Annotated in this window: 11 protein-coding genes; 5 read left to right on the forward strand and 6 right to left on the reverse strand. The window is 56.0% G+C overall.

Features of this window, described 5'->3' with window-relative positions:
• The first annotated feature begins 396 nt into the window (after window positions 1-396).
• From aceE to CSQ89_RS08865, 4 genes are all read left to right on the forward strand, one after another.
• Window positions 397-3,051, forward strand: coding sequence for a pyruvate dehydrogenase (acetyl-transferring), homodimeric type (aceE, locus tag CSQ89_RS08850; protein ID WP_099405805.1), 2,655 nt, complete (start codon window positions 397-399; stop codon window positions 3,049-3,051).
• Between the two features lie 103 nt (window positions 3,052-3,154).
• On the forward strand, window positions 3,155-4,717 hold the full coding sequence (gene aceF / locus CSQ89_RS08855; protein WP_099405806.1) for a dihydrolipoyllysine-residue acetyltransferase: 1,563 nt from the start codon (window positions 3,155-3,157) through the stop codon (window positions 4,715-4,717).
• 9 nt (window positions 4,718-4,726) lie between these two features.
• Window positions 4,727-6,505 (forward strand): dihydrolipoyl dehydrogenase, encoded by a 1,779-nt coding sequence (lpdA, locus tag CSQ89_RS08860; protein WP_099405807.1) that lies wholly within the window; start codon window positions 4,727-4,729, stop codon window positions 6,503-6,505.
• 318 nt (window positions 6,506-6,823) lie between these two features.
• The gene (locus tag CSQ89_RS08865; RefSeq protein ID WP_099405808.1) at window positions 6,824-8,701 is read left to right on the forward strand and encodes a methyl-accepting chemotaxis protein; all 1,878 of its coding nucleotides are present in this window, start codon (window positions 6,824-6,826) and stop codon (window positions 8,699-8,701) included.
• A gap of 92 nt (window positions 8,702-8,793) precedes the next feature.
• Here the strand turns inward: CSQ89_RS08865 and pyk are convergent, their stop codons facing one another.
• Together pyk and tadA are read right to left on the reverse strand one after the other, a co-directional pair.
• Window positions 8,794-10,209, reverse strand: coding sequence for a pyruvate kinase (gene pyk / locus CSQ89_RS08870; RefSeq protein ID WP_099405809.1), 1,416 nt, complete (start codon window positions 10,207-10,209; stop codon window positions 8,794-8,796).
• Window positions 10,210-10,521: 312 nt separating this feature from the next.
• Window positions 10,522-11,022 carry a tRNA adenosine(34) deaminase TadA gene (tadA, locus tag CSQ89_RS08875; protein WP_099405810.1) on the reverse strand — a complete coding sequence of 167 codons (501 nt, stop codon included), beginning with the start codon at window positions 11,020-11,022 and terminating at the stop codon, window positions 10,522-10,524.
• 913 nt (window positions 11,023-11,935) lie between these two features.
• Between tadA and CSQ89_RS08880 the strand changes: the two genes are divergently transcribed.
• Window positions 11,936-12,475 carry a hypothetical protein gene (locus tag CSQ89_RS08880; protein WP_139022884.1) on the forward strand — a complete coding sequence of 180 codons (540 nt, stop codon included), beginning with the start codon at window positions 11,936-11,938 and terminating at the stop codon, window positions 12,473-12,475.
• A 90-nt stretch (window positions 12,476-12,565) separates the two neighbouring features.
• On the opposite strand, the gene recN is transcribed toward CSQ89_RS08880, so the two are convergent.
• The 4 genes from recN to CSQ89_RS08900 form a co-directional block, all read right to left on the reverse strand.
• Window positions 12,566-14,224: a DNA repair protein RecN gene (gene recN, locus CSQ89_RS08885; RefSeq protein WP_099405812.1), complete on the reverse strand. Its 1,659-nt coding sequence runs from the start codon at window positions 14,222-14,224 to the stop codon at window positions 12,566-12,568.
• Window positions 14,225-14,278: 54 nt separating this feature from the next.
• Window positions 14,279-15,157: an NAD kinase gene (locus CSQ89_RS08890; RefSeq protein WP_099405813.1), complete on the reverse strand. Its 879-nt coding sequence runs from the start codon at window positions 15,155-15,157 to the stop codon at window positions 14,279-14,281.
• 185 nt (window positions 15,158-15,342) lie between these two features.
• Window positions 15,343-15,537 (reverse strand): helix-hairpin-helix domain-containing protein, encoded by a 195-nt coding sequence (locus tag CSQ89_RS08895; protein WP_233203021.1) that lies wholly within the window; start codon window positions 15,535-15,537, stop codon window positions 15,343-15,345.
• Window positions 15,527-16,297: a transporter substrate-binding domain-containing protein gene (locus tag CSQ89_RS08900; RefSeq protein WP_099405814.1), complete on the reverse strand. Its 771-nt coding sequence runs from the start codon at window positions 16,295-16,297 to the stop codon at window positions 15,527-15,529. The genes CSQ89_RS08895 and CSQ89_RS08900 overlap by 11 nt, the downstream gene beginning before the upstream one ends.
• Window positions 16,298-16,736 lie beyond the last annotated feature (439 nt).

The following is a 16,736-nucleotide window of genomic DNA, read 5'->3' on the forward strand; positions in this document are numbered from 1 at the left end:
ACGTCTTGCTTGAGGCAAGAGACGAAGACAGCGAGAAAGCGGCATTGACAAAGTAAATGCGTATTCCGTATCTGGTTTAACGCAAATGTCGCTGATGCACAGCAGACTTTGAACCGGTTCGACCTTGCTACGTTGATGGCAGGCCGTTCTAATGGCCCAGCGAGCCAGTTCTCTTGCTGGCAAGTAACCCCAGTTGATTAAGAGAAACCGTTGTGAAGCGCAGATTCCCCGCTTCGCCGATTTTGGATCGGCTCCTTTTCCCGGCTGCGGGCAGCGTATCCCATGCTGTCTGCGCCCCCCCCTTTCAGCAAGACATGTCTATCGAGTCTGCCCACCGAGCAGATGACCTGCGCTTGCTTGTAACTGCATAACAAACACACCCACAAGGTACCCAAGATGGCTGAGCACAACGACGATCTCGACCCGGTAGAAACCCGTGAATGGTTGGAAGCGCTGGATGGCGTAATTGATAACGGAGGCCCTGAGCGCGCCCATTTCATCATCGAGAAGTTGATTGAAGAGGCGTCGGAAAAAGGGGGGAATATCCCTTACAGCGCCAGTACTCAGTACATCAACACCATCCCACCCGAAATGGAGCCCCCGTTCCCCGGCGACACCACGCTGGAACACAAGATCCGCGCCTACACGCGCTGGAATGCCATGGCTATGGTGGTGCGCGCCAACAAGCATACCAATGTAGGCGGCCATATCGCTTCGTTTGCCTCGGCGGCCACGCTCTACGATGTGGGCTTCAACCATTTCTGGCATGCACCTTCGGAAGGCCACGGCGGCGACCTGATTTTCGTGCAGGGCCATGTCGCGACAGGCGTCTATTCGCGCGCCTACCTCTTGGGCCGTATCTCTGAAGAGCAGATGAACTACTTCCGCCAGGAAGTCGGCGGCAAGGGACTGTCGAGCTACCCACACCCCTGGCTGATGCCGGATTTCTGGCAGTTCCCAACGGTATCGATGGGTTTGGGCCCTATCCTAGCCATCTATCAGGCCCGCTTCATGAAGTACATGCAGGACCGTGGTCTGACGCAAACAGCCAACCGCAAGGTCTGGACCTTCTGCGGCGACGGCGAAATGGACGAGCCTGAATCGCTGGGCGCGATCGGCATGGCGGGCCGCGAAAAACTCGACAACCTTGTGTTTGTGATCAACTGCAACCTCCAGCGTCTGGATGGCCCAGTGCGTGGCAATGGCAAGATCATCCAGGAACTGGAAGGCGAATTCCGCGGTTCGGGCTGGAACGTAATCAAGTTGGTCTGGGGTACCAAGTGGGATGCCCTGTTCGCCCGCGATAAGAATGGCATCCTACCCAAGCGCATGATGGAAATCGTCGACGGCGAATACCAGGTGATGAAGGCGCGCGATGGCGCGTATGTGCGTGAGCACTTCTTCAATACGCCGGAACTGAAAGCCCTGGTGCAGGATTGGTCTGACAAGGACATCTGGGAGCTCAACCGCGGCGGCCATGACCCCGCCAAGATCTACGCGGCGTTCAAGAAGGCGTCCGAGCCGAATGGCAAGCCTACCGTCATCCTGGCCAAGACCGTCAAGGGTTATGGCATGGGCTCGGCCGGTGAAGCGATGAACATCACCCACCAGCAAAAGAAGCTGGATATTGATTCGATCAAGCAATTCCGCGACCGCTTCAGTATTCCGGTGCCCGATGACCAGATCGAGAATGTCCCCTTCGTGAAGTTCGAAGAAGGCTCTCGCGAGTTGGAATACATGCGTGGCCACCGTCAGGCGCTTGGCGGTTACTTGCCGCAACGCCGCACCAAGGCCTATGCGCTGGAGATTCCGCCGCTATCAAGCTTCGATACGCTGCTCAAGGGGTCGGGCGCAGGTAAGGAATACTCTACGACGATGGCGTTTGTACGGATGCTGACCCAGCTGCTCAAAGACAAGCAGATCGGCAAGCACATTGTCCCCATCGTGCCCGATGAGTCGCGCACCTTCGGTATGGAAGGCTTGTTCCGCCAAGTGGGTATCTGGAATCAGGAAGGCCAGAAGTACGTGCCGCAGGATGCCGACCAGCTGATGTTCTACAAGGAGTCGAAAGACGGCCAGATTCTGCAGGAAGGCATCAACGAAGCCGGCGGAATGTGCGACTGGATCGCTGCCGGTACCAGTTACAGCACGCACGGCGTGCCGATGATCCCGTTCTACATCTACTACTCAATGTTCGGCTTCCAACGCATAGGCGACCTGGCATGGCTGGCTGGCGATATGCGTACCCGCGGCTTCCTGTTGGGTGGCACAGCGGGCCGCACGACACTGAATGGCGAAGGCTTGCAGCATGAGGATGGCCACTCGCACCTGATCTCGGCCACGATTCCGAACTGCATTTCCTACGACCCGACCTTCGGCTTTGAAGTCGCCGTCATCTTGCAGGACGGTATGCGCCGTATGTATGTCGAGCAGCAGGACGTGTACTACTACCTGACCCTGATGAACGAGAACTACGAGCACCCAGCCATGCCGGCTGGTGCGGAAGCCGGCATCGTCAAGGGCATGTATCGGTTCAAGCAAGGCGGTTCGGGTGATTTACGGGTGCAGCTGGCGGGTTCCGGCACCATTTTCAACGAAGTCATCGCTGCGGCTGACCTGCTCAAGGCCGATTGGGGTGTCGAGGCCGACCTGTGGAGCTGCCCAAGCTTTACCGAGCTGGCCCGCGATGGCATGGCAGCCGAGCGCCACAATCTCCTCAACCCTGCCGCCGAGCCGAAGGTGCCGTATGTGACCCAATGCTTCCAGGATGCCAAGGGGCCGGTTGTGGTCGCCACCGACTATATGCGCCTCTATGCTGAGCAGATTCGCGCCTATGTGCCGAAGCGCTATGTCGTACTGGGTACCGATGGTTTTGGCCGTTCCGACACCCGTGAACAACTGCGCAGCTTCTTTGAAGTCAATCGTCACTACGTCGTTATTGCTGCTCTCAAGGCATTGGCTGATGACGGCAAGTTGCCGCGCACCACCATCGGGGAAGCCATTGCAAAATATGGCATCGATAACGCCAAGCCGGCTCCCTGGACTGTTTAAGTGTGTGAGGCGTGAGGAGCGAAACAAGACTGTTTCACTCCACGCTGCCTGAATGGGGTGGGCTTCCCCTGCCCCCTACACCTCACCCCTCACAGGAAACAAAATGAGCAATCTGATCGAACTGAAAGTACCTGATATCGGTGATGTCAAAGATGTCGATGTCATCGAGGTATTCGTGAAAGTCGGCGATGTCGTCAAAAAGGACGACTCGCTCATCACATTGGAAACCGACAAAGCCAGTATGGAAGTGCCGGCCGAAGCAGGTGGTGTGGTCAAAGAAGTCCGTATCAAGGTCGGCGACAAGGCCTCCGAGGGTACGGTGATTGTGTTGATTGAAGCCACTGGTGCTGCGGTTGCCAGCGCACCTGCTGCTGCGCCAACACCTGCTCCTTCAGCTCCGGCACCTGCTTCGGCCGCTGCCAGCACAAGCATTGAAGTCAAGGTGCCCGATATTGGCGACGCCAAGAACGTGGATGTCATCGAAGTCTTCGTCAAGGTCGGCGACACGGTAAAGAAAGATGATTCGCTCATCACCCTGGAAACCGACAAAGCCAGCATGGAAGTGCCCTCCCCGGCAGCCGGCACCGTACAGAGTGTGGCGCTCAAGGTGGGTGACAAGGCCTCTGAAGGCACGCTGATTTTGATGTTGGCCAGCGGCGCAAGCACCGCTGCAGCGCCGGCTCCAGCTGCTTCAGCACCTGCATCAAAAGCTGCGCCTGCCAGCGCCAAGGTAGACGAAGCCGGCTTCAAGGCGGCGCACGCCAGCCCATCGGTACGTAAATTCGCCCGTGAGTTGGGAGTGGACCTGGGTAAGGTCAAGGGCACGGGCCAGAAAGGGCGGATTGTCGCCAGCGACGTGCAGGCGTTTGTGAAGAGCGTACTCAGCGGCGCAGTGGCAGTGGGTGTTGCTCCCGGCAGTGGTTCGGGCACTGGTCTGGACTTGCTGCCGTGGCCCAAGGTCGACTTCGCCAAATATGGCCCGGTCGAGGCCAAACCCTTGTCGCGCATCAAGAAGATTTCCGGTGCGAACCTGGCGCGCAACTGGGTGATGATTCCGCACGTTACCCAGTTTGACGAGGCCGACATTACCGACATGGAAGCCTTCCGCAAGGAAATGGGCGAAGAGCTGAAGAAACAGAACCTCAAGCTCACCCCGCTGGCCTTCATCATCAAGGCGGTGGTGGCTGCGCTGAAGAAATTCCCTGAGTTCAATAGCTCGCTTGATGGCGATAACCTGGTGCTCAAGCAGTATTGCCATATCGGCTTTGCCGCCGATACACCCAATGGTCTGGTCGTGCCGGTAATTCGCGATGCCGACAAGAAGTCGCTTCTTGATTTGGCGAACGAATCCGGCGCGTTGGCAGCCAAAGCGCGGGACGGCAAGCTGCTGCCTGCGGAAATGCAAGGTGGTTGCTTCTCGATTTCCTCATTGGGCGGCGTGGGCGGCACGGCCTTCACCCCTATTGTCAATGCACCTGAAGTCGCCATTCTTGGCGTCTCCAAGTCCAGCATCAAGCCAGTCTGGAACGGCAGTGAGTTTGCACCACGCCTGATGTTGCCGCTGAGCCTGAGCTACGACCACCGCGTGATCGACGGTGCATCCGCCGCCCGCTTTACTACTTATCTCGCACAAGCGCTGGGTGATATTCGCCGGCTGATGTTGTAAGGGGCCATTATGAGCAATGTGATTGAACTCAAGGTGCCCGATATCGGCGACGCCAAAAACGTCGATGTCATCGAAGTCTTCGTGAAGGTAGGCGATACCGTCGCCAAGGAAGACGCGCTGATTACCCTGGAAACCGATAAGGCCAGCATGGAAGTACCGGCCAGCACCGGTGGCGTGGTCAAGGAAATTCGCGTCAAGGTGGGTGACAAGATCAGCGAAGGTGCGGTGATTGCACTGGTAGAGGCGGTTGCTGCAGCGTCAGCAGACAAACCGGCACCAGCACCTACTGTCTCAACCACCGCGTCGGTCGTGGCTTCTCCCGCCCCCAAAGCCGCCAGCCACGCGGGTGGTGCAGACGCCGAATACGATGTGCTGGTGCTTGGCTCCGGGCCTGGTGGTTATTCGGCCGCTTTCCGCGCTGCCGACCTCGGCCTCAAGGTGGTATTGGTTGAACGCTATGCCACATTGGGTGGGGTTTGCCTTAATGTGGGGTGCATTCCCTCCAAGGCATTGCTGCACAACGCTGCCGTAATAGACGAGGTCAAACATCTCGCCGCCCATGGCATCAAGTATCCCGAACCGGAAATCGACATCGACGCGCTGCGTGCCTACAAGGATAAGGTGACAACCAGATTGACCGGTGGCATTGCAGGCATGGCCAAGACGCGCAAAGTCGAAGTCGTACGTGGCCTGGGCCGCTTCCTCGACCCTTACCATATGGAAGTCGAACTCACCACGGGTGAAGGCCAGGCCAAGACCGGCGAGAAAAAAACCCTCAAGTTCAAGCAAGCCATCATTGCCGCCGGCTCACGCGTGATGAAGCTGCCTTTCATTCCGGAAGACCCACGCATCGTCGACAGCACCGGCGCGCTGGAATTGAAGGCGGTGCCCAAGAAGATGCTGGTCATTGGCGGCGGTATCATCGGGCTGGAAATGGGCACGGTGTATTCAACGCTGGGCGCGCGGCTTGATGTGGTTGAGATGATGGATGGCTTGATGCAAGGCGCGGACCGTGACCTCGTCAAGGTCTGGCAGAAGATGAATGCCCACCGTTTTGACAGCATCATGCTCAAGACCAAAACCGTAGCCGTCGAAGCCAAGGCCGATGGCATCTGGGTGGCATTTGAGGGCGAAGCTGCACCTAAGGAGCCGCAGCGCTATGACCTGGTGCTTGTCGCCGCGGGCCGTGCACCCAATGGTAAGTTGATTGGTGCCGAAAACGCAGGCGTGGCAGTAACCGACCGTGGCTATATCGAAGTCGACAAGCAGATGCGCACCAATGTGCCCCACATCTTCGCCATTGGCGATATCGTTGGCCAACCGATGTTGGCACACAAGGCGGTGCATGAAGCCCATATTGCCGCTGAAAATGCAGCCGGCCACAAAGCCTTCTTCGATGCGCGCGTGATTCCCGGCGTTGCCTATACCGACCCGGAAGTCGCCTGGGTAGGCATGACGGAAGACGAAGCCAAGAAGACCGGTATCAAGGTCGAGAAGTCGACCTTCCCGTGGACGGCTTCCGGCCGCGCTATTGCCAATGGCCGTGACGAAGGTTTCACCAAGCTGATTTTCGATGCTGAAACACATCGGCTGATCGGTGGCGCCATTGTTGGCACCCATGCCGGCGATATGCTGGGTGAGCTCTGCCTCGCCATCGAAATGGGTTGCGACGCGACTGATATCGGTAAAACCATCCATGCCCACCCTACCTTGGGTGAGTCGATAGGCATGGCGGCAGAAGTCTTTGAAGGCACCTGTACCGACCTGCCACCGCAACGCAAGAAGTAAGCGCCCCGGCTGCCGTAGCTTTAAATGCCGCCCGATCACCTCTGTGATCGGGCGGCATTTTTGTTTCCAAGGACCGGTTCAAAGCCTTCCAAGCTAAGTAAAAAGGGCAACGAGAGCCGCGTTCACCAAAGGTAAATGTGTATTCCGCGGATGCATTCAACGCTGCATCGTAGACGTGCAGCAGACTTTAGATCAGTTCTAACACGCAACAGTCCTGAAAAGTGGCTTCATTCGCTGCGTCTATAGCCTATTGTTGAACATAAACATAGTGCCAAGCTGCACCCCACAGCATCCGTCATCGTTATAAGGAGCCGTTCCATGCAGTCACTCCGTACCAAGCTCATCGTCGCCATGGTCGTTGTCTTGGCAGCAGTTGCGATTTTGCTGACTGGGGCTTCCTATCAACGGATGCGTGGCGAATTGATGTCCTCTTTGGAGGCGCAATCTTCTGAAGCGGTTGAGGCTGGCGCGAAGTCAGCCAATGACTGGATGATGAGCAAAGCGATGTTGATCACGGCTTTATCGGGGTTCAGCCAACAGGCTGAGGTGATCCCCTTTCTGCAGTTAAGTGAGAAAGCGGGTGGGTTTGATACAACGTATATCGCCTACCCGGACAAACGCGTCTTGTTTTCCAAGCCCCAGGAACTGCCAGCAGGATACGACCCGACTTCGCGGCCGTGGTATCAGCAGGCGGCGAGTGCAGGGGCACCTATCATTACCGAGCCCTATCTGGATGCATCGACCAAGAAACTGGTCATTACGCTGGCGACACCTGTGGGCAGTGGTGCCGCCGCCACTGCAGTGGCTGCAGGTGACGTCTTCATGGACGGCTTGGTTTCCGGTGTGCTTGGCTTGAAATTGGCCCACCAGGGCTACGCCTTTGCGGTGGATGCCAAGGGCCATGTGCTGATTCATACCGATGAAGCCCGCCGCATGAAGCCGGCGACAGAACTCGCGCCTGAATTGGATGCCAACCAATTGAGGTCATTGGCGGGCGCCAACAAGATGGAGGAGTTCAACATTGGAGGAGAGGCAAAATTTGTACAGGCGCGAGCTATCCCAAGCACTGGATGGTACTTGGTTGTGGTAATCGACAAAACGGATGCGCTAGCGCCCCTGAATAAACTACTGACTTTCTCGATTGCCATGGTGGTGGTGATACTGATTGTCGTCATCCCCCTGCTTACCTTGCTGATAGGCAAAATGTTGGCTGGTTTGATTCGGGTGAAGGATGCCATGCGTACCATTGCTGCAGGAGGCGGTGATCTGACACGTCGTATCCCAGTCAATGGCAATGATGAAATCGCTGAAACTGCCCAGGCATTCAACCAATTCCAAGAACAGCTAAGGCAAATGTTCGCCGACCTGCAACAAGAGGCCGGTAGTTTGACCGATGGCGTTAACGCCATTGCCGGCCTGACAAAACGCATGTCGGGGGACTCACGCCAGCTGGCCGACCATGGCGCAGCCAATGCAGCCACCATTGAAGAACTGACGGTGAGTATTTCGCATATCGCCGAGTATGCCAGCGACGCCAACAAGATGATGGATGGCACAGGCCAGCTCTCCAGCGAAGGCGCGGCGCGTATCGAACAGGTTTCAACCGAAATCGACAACTCGGCTGGTGCTGTACGTGAACTCTCTTCGCTATTTGGCGAGGTGGGCCGAAGAGCCGATGATATTGGCGGCATCGTCAAGGTTATCAAGGAGATTGCGGACCAGACCAACCTGTTGGCGCTCAATGCGGCGATTGAAGCTGCCCGTGCGGGCGAACAAGGCCGGGGGTTTGCCGTGGTAGCGGATGAAGTACGTAAACTGGCAGAGCGCACGGGTAAAGCAACCCTGGAAATTTCCGGCATGATCAGCGCCATGCGTGAAGCCACCCAAGGTGCCAGCGGCAATATGCAACGCACGCTGGACTCGGTCGAAGCCGGAGCAGGTTTGACCCGAGACACCGCCCAAAATATTTCGGCAATCCAGGAACGCATGTCTCAGATGGTTGCCAACATGCGTGAGATTGCGCATTCCACCAGCGAGCAGCGCCAAGCCGCTACCTTGATGGCACAGAATGCCGAGAAGGTGACTTCCCAGATTCAGGAAAGTGACGATGCGCTACAGTCAATGACTGGCACCCTGAGCGATCTCAATACCTTGGCGAGTGGTATTCGCGCCAGCTTCGCCAAGTTCAAGCTGTAAGTACCTATTCAAAGCACTGTAAAAGCACAATGCCCGTCAGGACTACTGACGGGCATTGTGCTTTTCGCACTCAACCTCGCGGTAAACGACGTTCAGGCTACACGCACAATCTTCATCGTGTTGGTGCTACCCATTTGCCCTACCGTATCGCCCACCGTCACCACCAGCAAATCACCAGACTGTACCAAGTCCTGGTCGCGCAACCGCTTCTCGGCAGATTCCAGCAACGACTTCTGGTCGCAATCATGGTCCAGCGTCATTGGGTGCACATCACGGAAAAGGCTCAGCCTGCGGTAGGTGCCCAACTCAGGCGTCATGGCGTAAATAGGCACCCCACAATTGACGCGGCTGGCCCATAGCGCTGTTGCACCGGTTTGGGTGAGCGCGACAATGGCTTTTACCTTGAGGTGCGTTGCGGTAAACAGCGCTGCCATGGCGATTGACTGGTCTACGCGGGTGAATTCACGACTGAGGAAATCGCGATCAAGCTGGTAGTCGGACGACTTCTCGGCTTCGATGCAAACCCGCGCCATCGCTTCTACCGTCTCAATGGGGTACTTACCGGCGGCGGTTTCGGCCGACAGCATCACGGCGTCTGTCCCATCGAGCACGGCATTGGCCACATCGCTGACTTCTGCACGGGTCGGCACGGGGCTGGTAATCATCGATTCCATCATCTGCGTGGCGGTGATGGTCAATTTGTTCTTGCTCCGCGCCAATCGAATCATGCGTTTTTGCAGCGCCGGCACAGCCGCATCGCCCACCTCTACCGCCAAGTCACCCCGCGCCACCATGATGACGTCGGAGGCTTCAACCAATTCTTCCAGGTTGGCGATGGCTTCGGTGCGTTCGATCTTGGCCACAACCTGGGCTTTGCTACCCGCCGCCAACAGTAAGGTCTTGGCCATATACATGTCTGCCCCGCTCTTGGGGAAGGATACCGCCACGTAGTCCGCTTCCAGCTGGGCGGCCACCTTGATGTCATCCATGTCCTTGGCGGTCAGCGCGGGAGCCGACAAGCCACCACCTTGCCGGTTGATGCCCTTGTTGTTGCTCAGCACCCCGCCGATACGCACCCGCGTGTGGATAGCGCTGCCTTGCACACTCTGTACATCGAGCACGAGTCGTCCATCATCCAGCAATAGCACGCTGCCGGCACTGACATCACGCGGCAGTTCCTTGTAGTCCAGGCCCACCCGCTCGCTATTCCCCAATTCGCATGCGGCGTCGAGGATAAACAACTGGCCGGGCTCCAGGGTGATCTTGTTCTTCTCAAACTTGCCTACCCGAATCTTGGGGCCTTGCAAATCGACCATGATGGCGACTGCTACACCTAATCGGTTCGCCGCATCGCGAACCATCTGGGCGCGCCCGATATGGTCTTCGGCTTTGCCATGCGAAAAGTTGAGTCGGACTACATTCACGCCGGCGGCGATGATCCGGGTCAGGACATCAGGGTCATTGGTGGCTGGCCCGAGGGTGGCGACTATCTTTGTGCTGCGCTGCATGGGATTCGGTGCTCCTGGCTTTTGGGTAATGCATCTCTGTTTTGCCCTGCGTCAATGGGCTTTGGGCGAAGCGTATCTGATGGCTTCGATCCTATATGTAGTAATTCTACAAGCCTAAGCGCCTGTAATCCGCTAGCTTTTGACTACACAGTGCAGCAACAGGTGCATTTACGCCCGTAATAACACAGTTCAATGCTTCCTAAGCATGGCAGGCGCTATGTGAACTTGCCAGTCATAGCCAAATGCAGCACGCATAAGCGCAATGCATTCATCGCTGTTTTAGCTGGGATGCCAACCTCTTCGCCAGGAGGATCAACCCTTGTCCTGCAACTTAAGCGCCAATTGCTTGGCTTGTTTAGTTGCTTCACGTCGGGTCGCAAAGAAGTCACGCAGCTGTTGGCTGGCTTCAACGGCCAATAAGCCGCCTTCCACCACGGTGTGGTGATTCAACTTGGGGAGGGAGAAGAGATCGAGCACACTGCCGGCCGCCCCCGTCTTCGGGTCACGTGCGGCAAAAACTACCTTGGCCAGGCGTGCATGCATGATGGCTCCAGCGCACATGGCGCAAGGCTCCAGCGTTATATACAACTCGCAACCGGGCAGGCGGTAATTTCCCAGGATTGCGGCAGCAGCCCGAAGCGCCAGCATCTCGGCGTGGGCGGATGGATCGTGCAGGCTGATGGGGGCATTGCTGCCCGTGGCGATGACCTTGCCGTGATGCACCAACACCGCACCGACGGGCACTTCACCGGCTGCCCGAGCCTTGTCAGCCTCGGCCAGGGCCAGTCGCATAAAGTCGGCAGGTTCAGACATGCTGGGTCGCTCACATCACAAAAAGGGCGCCACGCTAGCGCATTCAGGGCTGCCTGCCAATTCAAGTGCTTGTCACACCCACTCCACACTACATTAAATCAACGATGAATTTCAGCTGTATTACATGCGATCCCACCTTTTTGGGTAGCCTTATTAGGCGTGGTGTTTGGCTTGAGTCGCGGTGCGCAAGCTGACATTTGATGCTTTTTAATGGCTAGCCAAATCGGTTTGCTGGCTATTGTGTAGACGGTAGCTTCCCATCGGCAATTGCGCCTCTTGCTCGCATAGCAGCACGTCGAATTTTCCACAGCTGTCTATTGATTATGGATAGTTTGAAATTAAGTCGCAAAACCATATAACTGATTGATTTTTTAGAAAAGTCATTCAACTTACGCCAGTTCATGGCAGCCTCAATGGCTGACGGGCATATGCCAATGCGATAAAAAATTGACTGCGGCAGCGAATGTCAGGTTAGAATCCGAGCCTATCGTTTACCGAATTAATGTATAACAAGCGCGCTCTTTACTGGCGCGAGTATGCGCGGGTGAGCAATTTACCCGTAGAGGCCGGCAGATCGCGCGCCAACGCACTGTCAGCAGAATTCCCGAAATTAAATGCTTCACCTGAAGTGGCCAACCCACCGCACGCCAATGTTGTGGGTTGGGACTTTTTCCTTTGTTGTCTGTTGTTCTAGCATTTACCACCTCGTTTCAAATTAGATTGAGTTGACGCTCTACATTGCCGTGAATTTGCACAGCATTCGGGTAACCCCCTGATTGACTGAGTAAATTTTGGTATATACGATGCGCGCCTTGTTATAAATTAACACTCAGCACTTAGTCCCTTGGCGGGGACCAGGAACAACCCCTTGGCGGGGGGATATTAACTATTTCGGGAATTAATAGGTAAATCGATGTACGTCTCACATTGCCCGGCTACGCAAGGACTCTATGGCGGTTGTCTGCGTTCTGTACCAACCCGCCTACAAAGCAAACCCGATAACCTCCAGATGCTTTGGGAAAGCGGTAAGCAAGGATTGGAAGCAATCCTTGCTGCCCAACAGGCGTTCGAGAAATTACCTTGTACCCAGTCCGATCCATTAGTGTCGGAATATCACGCTGTAGGCACGATCCCACAGTTTGAGCGTGGGTTGGCCTTGATCGCAAAGGCTGGTCGTTACCTGCGATATGCCCCTGCAACTGCAGACAAGTTACGGCAATTTTATGCTATGGATGTGCTGCTTAATGGCTTACCTTTTGTTGCTACGTTCTCGCTAGATGCAACGACAGAAGCACAAGGGTCCGAATTGTCCGTGGAAAAGTCTATGGTGCTACTTGGACTGTATGCAGTTGACTCCACTACCAATGTGCTCAATGTCATTGGCAATATTTGGGCGGAAACCGCACGTACAACGGTCATCAATGCATTGGCTACACAGTCAGAACCTCTGTAATAATCCCTTCGTTCCGTCCAGCATGGCTAATTGCCCCTTACCCCATCCCAACCTGACAATATGTCACTCTATTGCAGGTAGGATTGAGCATTATTGAAACCCCAACATTTCCCGGGCGTGTTGGCGCGTGGTATCGGTGATGTCCACACCACCGAGCATACGGGCGATTTCCTCAACCCGCCCTTCGCGGTCCAATAAGGCGATCTGGCTACTGACCTTGTTCTTGCTGGTGATTTTTGCGACTTGCAGCTGATGGTCGCCACTGGCGGCCACCTGCGGCAGATGGGTGATGCAGAGTACCTGATGGCGTTCGCCTAGTTTTTTCAGGAGTCGACCGACAATCTCCGCCACTCGCCCGCCAATTCCGACATCTACCTCGTCAAAAATCAGCGTGGGCACGGCCGCCACCTGGCTGGTGACGACTTGCAACGCTAGGCTGATGCGCGATAGTTCACCGCCGGAGGCCACCTTGGCCAAGGCGCGTGCGGGCGCCTTGGCGTGGGGCGCTACCAGAAATTCCACCTGTTCCAAGCCAAAAGCGGCGGGTGTGGCGGCAGGTTGCAATGCAATCTCGAAACGGCTGCCCACCATGGCCATGGCTTGCATCTCGGCACTTACGACCTTGCCCAGCTTTTCTGCCGCACTGCCACGTGCTTTGCTCAGGGGGGCAGCCTGCTGACGATAGACTGCCTCAGCCTTTACCCGTACCGACTCCAGTGCCTCGATGCCTTCATCGCCACCCAGCTCTGCCAAACGGTCACACCAGGCTGTCAATTTTTCAGTCAATTGCTCTGGCTCGACACGGTATTTGCGCGCCAACCGGTAGATGTCATCCATGCGCCGCTCAACTTCGCCCAAGCGTTCTGGGTCCAACTCCACACGCCCCGCATAATGGCGCAGCGCATGAACAGCTTCCGATAGATTGGCGTCAGCCGTCGCCAGTAATTCAACGGTTTCATTTAAGGCGGAGTCCAGCCGGGCGAGTTCGTACAACTTCGCTTGCACACCGGCAAGCAGCGATTGCGCGTTCTGCTCGCCCTCAGCCAGCGCTTCAAGCGCGCCCTGGCCGCCTTCAATCAGGCTGGCAGCATGGCTCAATCGGCCGTGCTCTTGCTGCAAGGACAACCACTCACCTTCCTGCAGGTCCAGGGTCGCCAATTCATCTATCTGCCATTGCAACCGTTCGCGCTCGGCAGCGAACTCGCCCGCGTGACGGCTGGCTTCGTTACATTTTTCCTCCGCCTTTTTCCAGTCCTGAAAAGCCGTGCGAACGCTACGTGCCTGCTCGGTCTGACCGGCGTAGGCATCCAACAGATTGCGCTGGGCTTCGCTGCGCAATAACGATTGATGCGCGTGCTGGCCGTGGATATCCACCAAAAATTCGCCGAGTTCCTTCAGCTGTGCCAAGGTAGCGGAATGGCCATTGATGAACGCACGCGAACGGCCGTTTGCATCGATGGAACGGCGCAACAGCAATACCCCGTCGTCGCCTTGGAAGTCATATTCATGCAATAGGGCCTGCATATCGGCATGCCCATTGACATCAAACTCGGCGGTCAGATCAGCTTTGTCAGCGCCATGCCGCACTACGCCAGCATCGGCCCGCTCGCCCAGCAATAAGGACAACGCATCGATCAGGATGGATTTCCCGGCACCCGTCTCGCCGGTGAGCACGCTAAAGCCTCGACCGAAAGTCAGCTCCAGTTCATCGACAATCACGAAATCGCGCAAACGCAGGGTCAGCAGCATGGCAGGCTATCCAGAAACAGACTGCCCGCGAAAGGCGGGCAGGATTGAACAAAATCAGAACAGGCGTTCGCCCCAGTGCAGCTTGTGGCGCAACATGTCGTAGTAGTTGTACCCGACCGGATGCAAGATACGCAGCGAGTTGCGATAGCGTTTGATGCTGACGCGGTCCATCTCTTGCAGGTCGAAATGAGAATGGCCGTCGAAATGCACTTTGGCATCAACACCACGGGTCAACATGAATTCCACCGTGGCCGCATCGTTCACCGCAATCGGTCGCGCCGTCATGGTTTGCGGGCAGATGGGCACCAAGGCAATGGCAGGCACCGTAGGATGCAGAATCGGCCCGCCCGACGCCAGTGCATAGGCAGTTGACCCCGTGGGGGTGCTGACAATCAGACCGTCCGAACGCTGGCTGTAGACAAACTGGTCATCGATAAAAATTTCGAATTCGATCATGGACCCAAGCGAACCGCGGCTGAATACCACATCATTCACTGCCAGCGCGGCATGGATTTCACGATCACCACGGATCACCTTGGCGGCTAGCAGCATCCGTTCTTCCGGCACAAAATCGCCATCAAGAATGCGCGGAATAATGGTTTCGATATCATCCACGCCGATATCTGTCATAAAGCCCAGCCGGCCCTGGTTAATACCCACCAGTGGAATCCGATATGGCGCCACCAGTCGTGCAATCGACAACATGGTGCCGTCCCCCCCCAGCACAATCACCAGGTCAGCAACCTTGCCGATCTGATCAGGCGGCACCACCAGCGTGTCGGCAATTGGATGTTCTTCGGCGGTGTCGGCATCCAACACGATGCTGTTGCACTCATATTGGCGCAACAATGCGGCCAAACGACGCAACGGGGCGCCGATGTTTGGGCTATTGCGCCGGGCAACCAGCGCGATTTTCTTGAACAGCATACTCATGAGCAGGATTTAACCACAGGGCTGCGCTTGGCAGATAGCATGCAATGGAAAGAAACACCCTACAGGCAGCAAACGCCTTTGGCGCGACAAAGTCAAGCCAGGGCTGACTTATCCGCCCGACTTGGCCTCCAGCGCAAACAGGCGCTTTCTTTCCGCCGTAAATGACCACCACTTGCGGGCTTCGCCTAGTGAACCGCAGCCATAAACGTATCCGCCACACATGGGTCGTTCCGCTGGTTTGTGATGTTGCACAACTGTGCATACAGCGCCAGCGCGTCACGGCCTTTCAAGTCAGCCGGTACGGTGATGCCCAACAAATTCAAATCGGCCGCCATGGCACGGTCGATATTGGGGATGCTTTGTAATGGGTTAGTAGACATTGAAGATAAAGTACTTGCGCTGAATTTCTTTGTAGGTGCCATTAATCAGGATCGAGGCCAATGCCTTGTCAAGACGTCCTCTCAGGTCTTTATCCCCTTTGCGCACGGCAATCCCCTGCCCTTCGCCAAAATACTTCGGGTCAACCACCGCAGAACCTACCAACTCGTACCCCTTACCCCGTGAAGTCTCCAGGAAACCATAATAGCCGGCGACCGAATCATCCATGGCCAAATCCACTTCGCCACTGACCAATGCGCTGTACATCTCATCTGTGCTCTTGAAGTGCACAATGGGCGACGTAGCCGCATATTTGGCGGTGACGTAGCGGTCATACGTTGTATCTACCTGCACGCCAATCTTCATCCCAGCCAATCGCTTGGGGCTGACGAACACATAGGGGATGCGATGGGACTTGGCAAAAAAGAAGGCCGGGGTTTGGGCGTACTTTTCGGTGAAGTCGACCTGCTGAGCGCGTTCATCGGTGATCGACATTGACGCCACGATGGCATCCGCCTTTTTATCGTTCAGCGCCGGGATCAAATCATCCCATTCAAACCGGACAAGCTTGCATTTGGCCTTCATCTCAGTGCACAAGGCTTCAGCAATATCGACGTTGAAGCCTTTCAGGTTGCCCTTGGCATCCAGCTCTTCAAACGGTGGAAACTTGCCTTCCATGGCGATACGGACTTCATCTGTCGCATTTGCTTGACCAAGCGCTAGGATAAAAAACAGGGACGGCAGTAGATACAAGGACTTCATGAGGGTAAAACTCCTTACGGGGATGAAAACGCTTCCTGAAAACCTGTTCCTTGGCTCAAGGACCAAGGTCCTTAGAGCCTAACTAAAGTCTCACGAGCTAGAGCAAGCTAAGGCGAAAACAGCCAAGGAAGCGGCGTTTACTAGAGTGGTAATTGCGCATGTCGAGGGTGTTTTTAACGCCATATTGCTGACGCGCAGCAGACTTTAGACGGGTTCTTACACTGCTTATGAAACCGCGAGGACGCTTTGCCCCTGTGGAAGTTCGCAGCCTCATCCATCCACCGTACCTTCCCGGTTTCTGTGCTGCCATAAACAGGTTCTATTCACCCGGCAACTAAGTATTGATCAGGCGGCGTACTTGATCCTGGGGTCTTCGAAATAGGAGCACACTCGTTCCGGGGTGTTTTCCAACATCTCCATATGGGCTTTGGTCGCTTGC

The sequence above is a fragment of the Chitinimonas sp. BJB300 genome (assembly GCF_002735695.1).
Lineage (GTDB): Bacteria > Pseudomonadota > Gammaproteobacteria > Burkholderiales > Chitinimonadaceae > Chitinimonas.

What these genes read in the sequence shown, in the direction of transcription:
- aceE (WP_099405805.1), top strand. Translation starts at nt 397, where the DNA reads ATGGCTGAGCACAACGACGATCTCGACCCGGTAGAAACCCGTGAATGG.
- aceF (WP_099405806.1), top strand. Translation starts at nt 3,155, where the DNA reads ATGAGCAATCTGATCGAACTGAAAGTACCTGATATCGGTGATGTCAAA.
- lpdA (WP_099405807.1), top strand. Translation starts at nt 4,727, where the DNA reads ATGAGCAATGTGATTGAACTCAAGGTGCCCGATATCGGCGACGCCAAA.
- CSQ89_RS08865 (WP_099405808.1), top strand. Translation starts at nt 6,824, where the DNA reads ATGCAGTCACTCCGTACCAAGCTCATCGTCGCCATGGTCGTTGTCTTG.
- pyk (WP_099405809.1), bottom strand. Translation starts at nt 10,209, where the DNA reads ATGCAGCGCAGCACAAAGATAGTCGCCACCCTCGGGCCAGCCACCAAT.
- tadA (WP_099405810.1), bottom strand. Translation starts at nt 11,022, where the DNA reads ATGTCTGAACCTGCCGACTTTATGCGACTGGCCCTGGCCGAGGCTGAC.
- CSQ89_RS08880 (WP_139022884.1), top strand. Translation starts at nt 11,936, where the DNA reads ATGTACGTCTCACATTGCCCGGCTACGCAAGGACTCTATGGCGGTTGT.
- recN (WP_099405812.1), bottom strand. Translation starts at nt 14,224, where the DNA reads ATGCTGCTGACCCTGCGTTTGCGCGATTTCGTGATTGTCGATGAACTG.
- CSQ89_RS08890 (WP_099405813.1), bottom strand. Translation starts at nt 15,157, where the DNA reads ATGAGTATGCTGTTCAAGAAAATCGCGCTGGTTGCCCGGCGCAATAGC.
- CSQ89_RS08895 (WP_233203021.1), bottom strand. Translation starts at nt 15,537, where the DNA reads ATGTCTACTAACCCATTACAAAGCATCCCCAATATCGACCGTGCCATG.
- CSQ89_RS08900 (WP_099405814.1), bottom strand. Translation starts at nt 16,297, where the DNA reads ATGAAGTCCTTGTATCTACTGCCGTCCCTGTTTTTTATCCTAGCGCTT.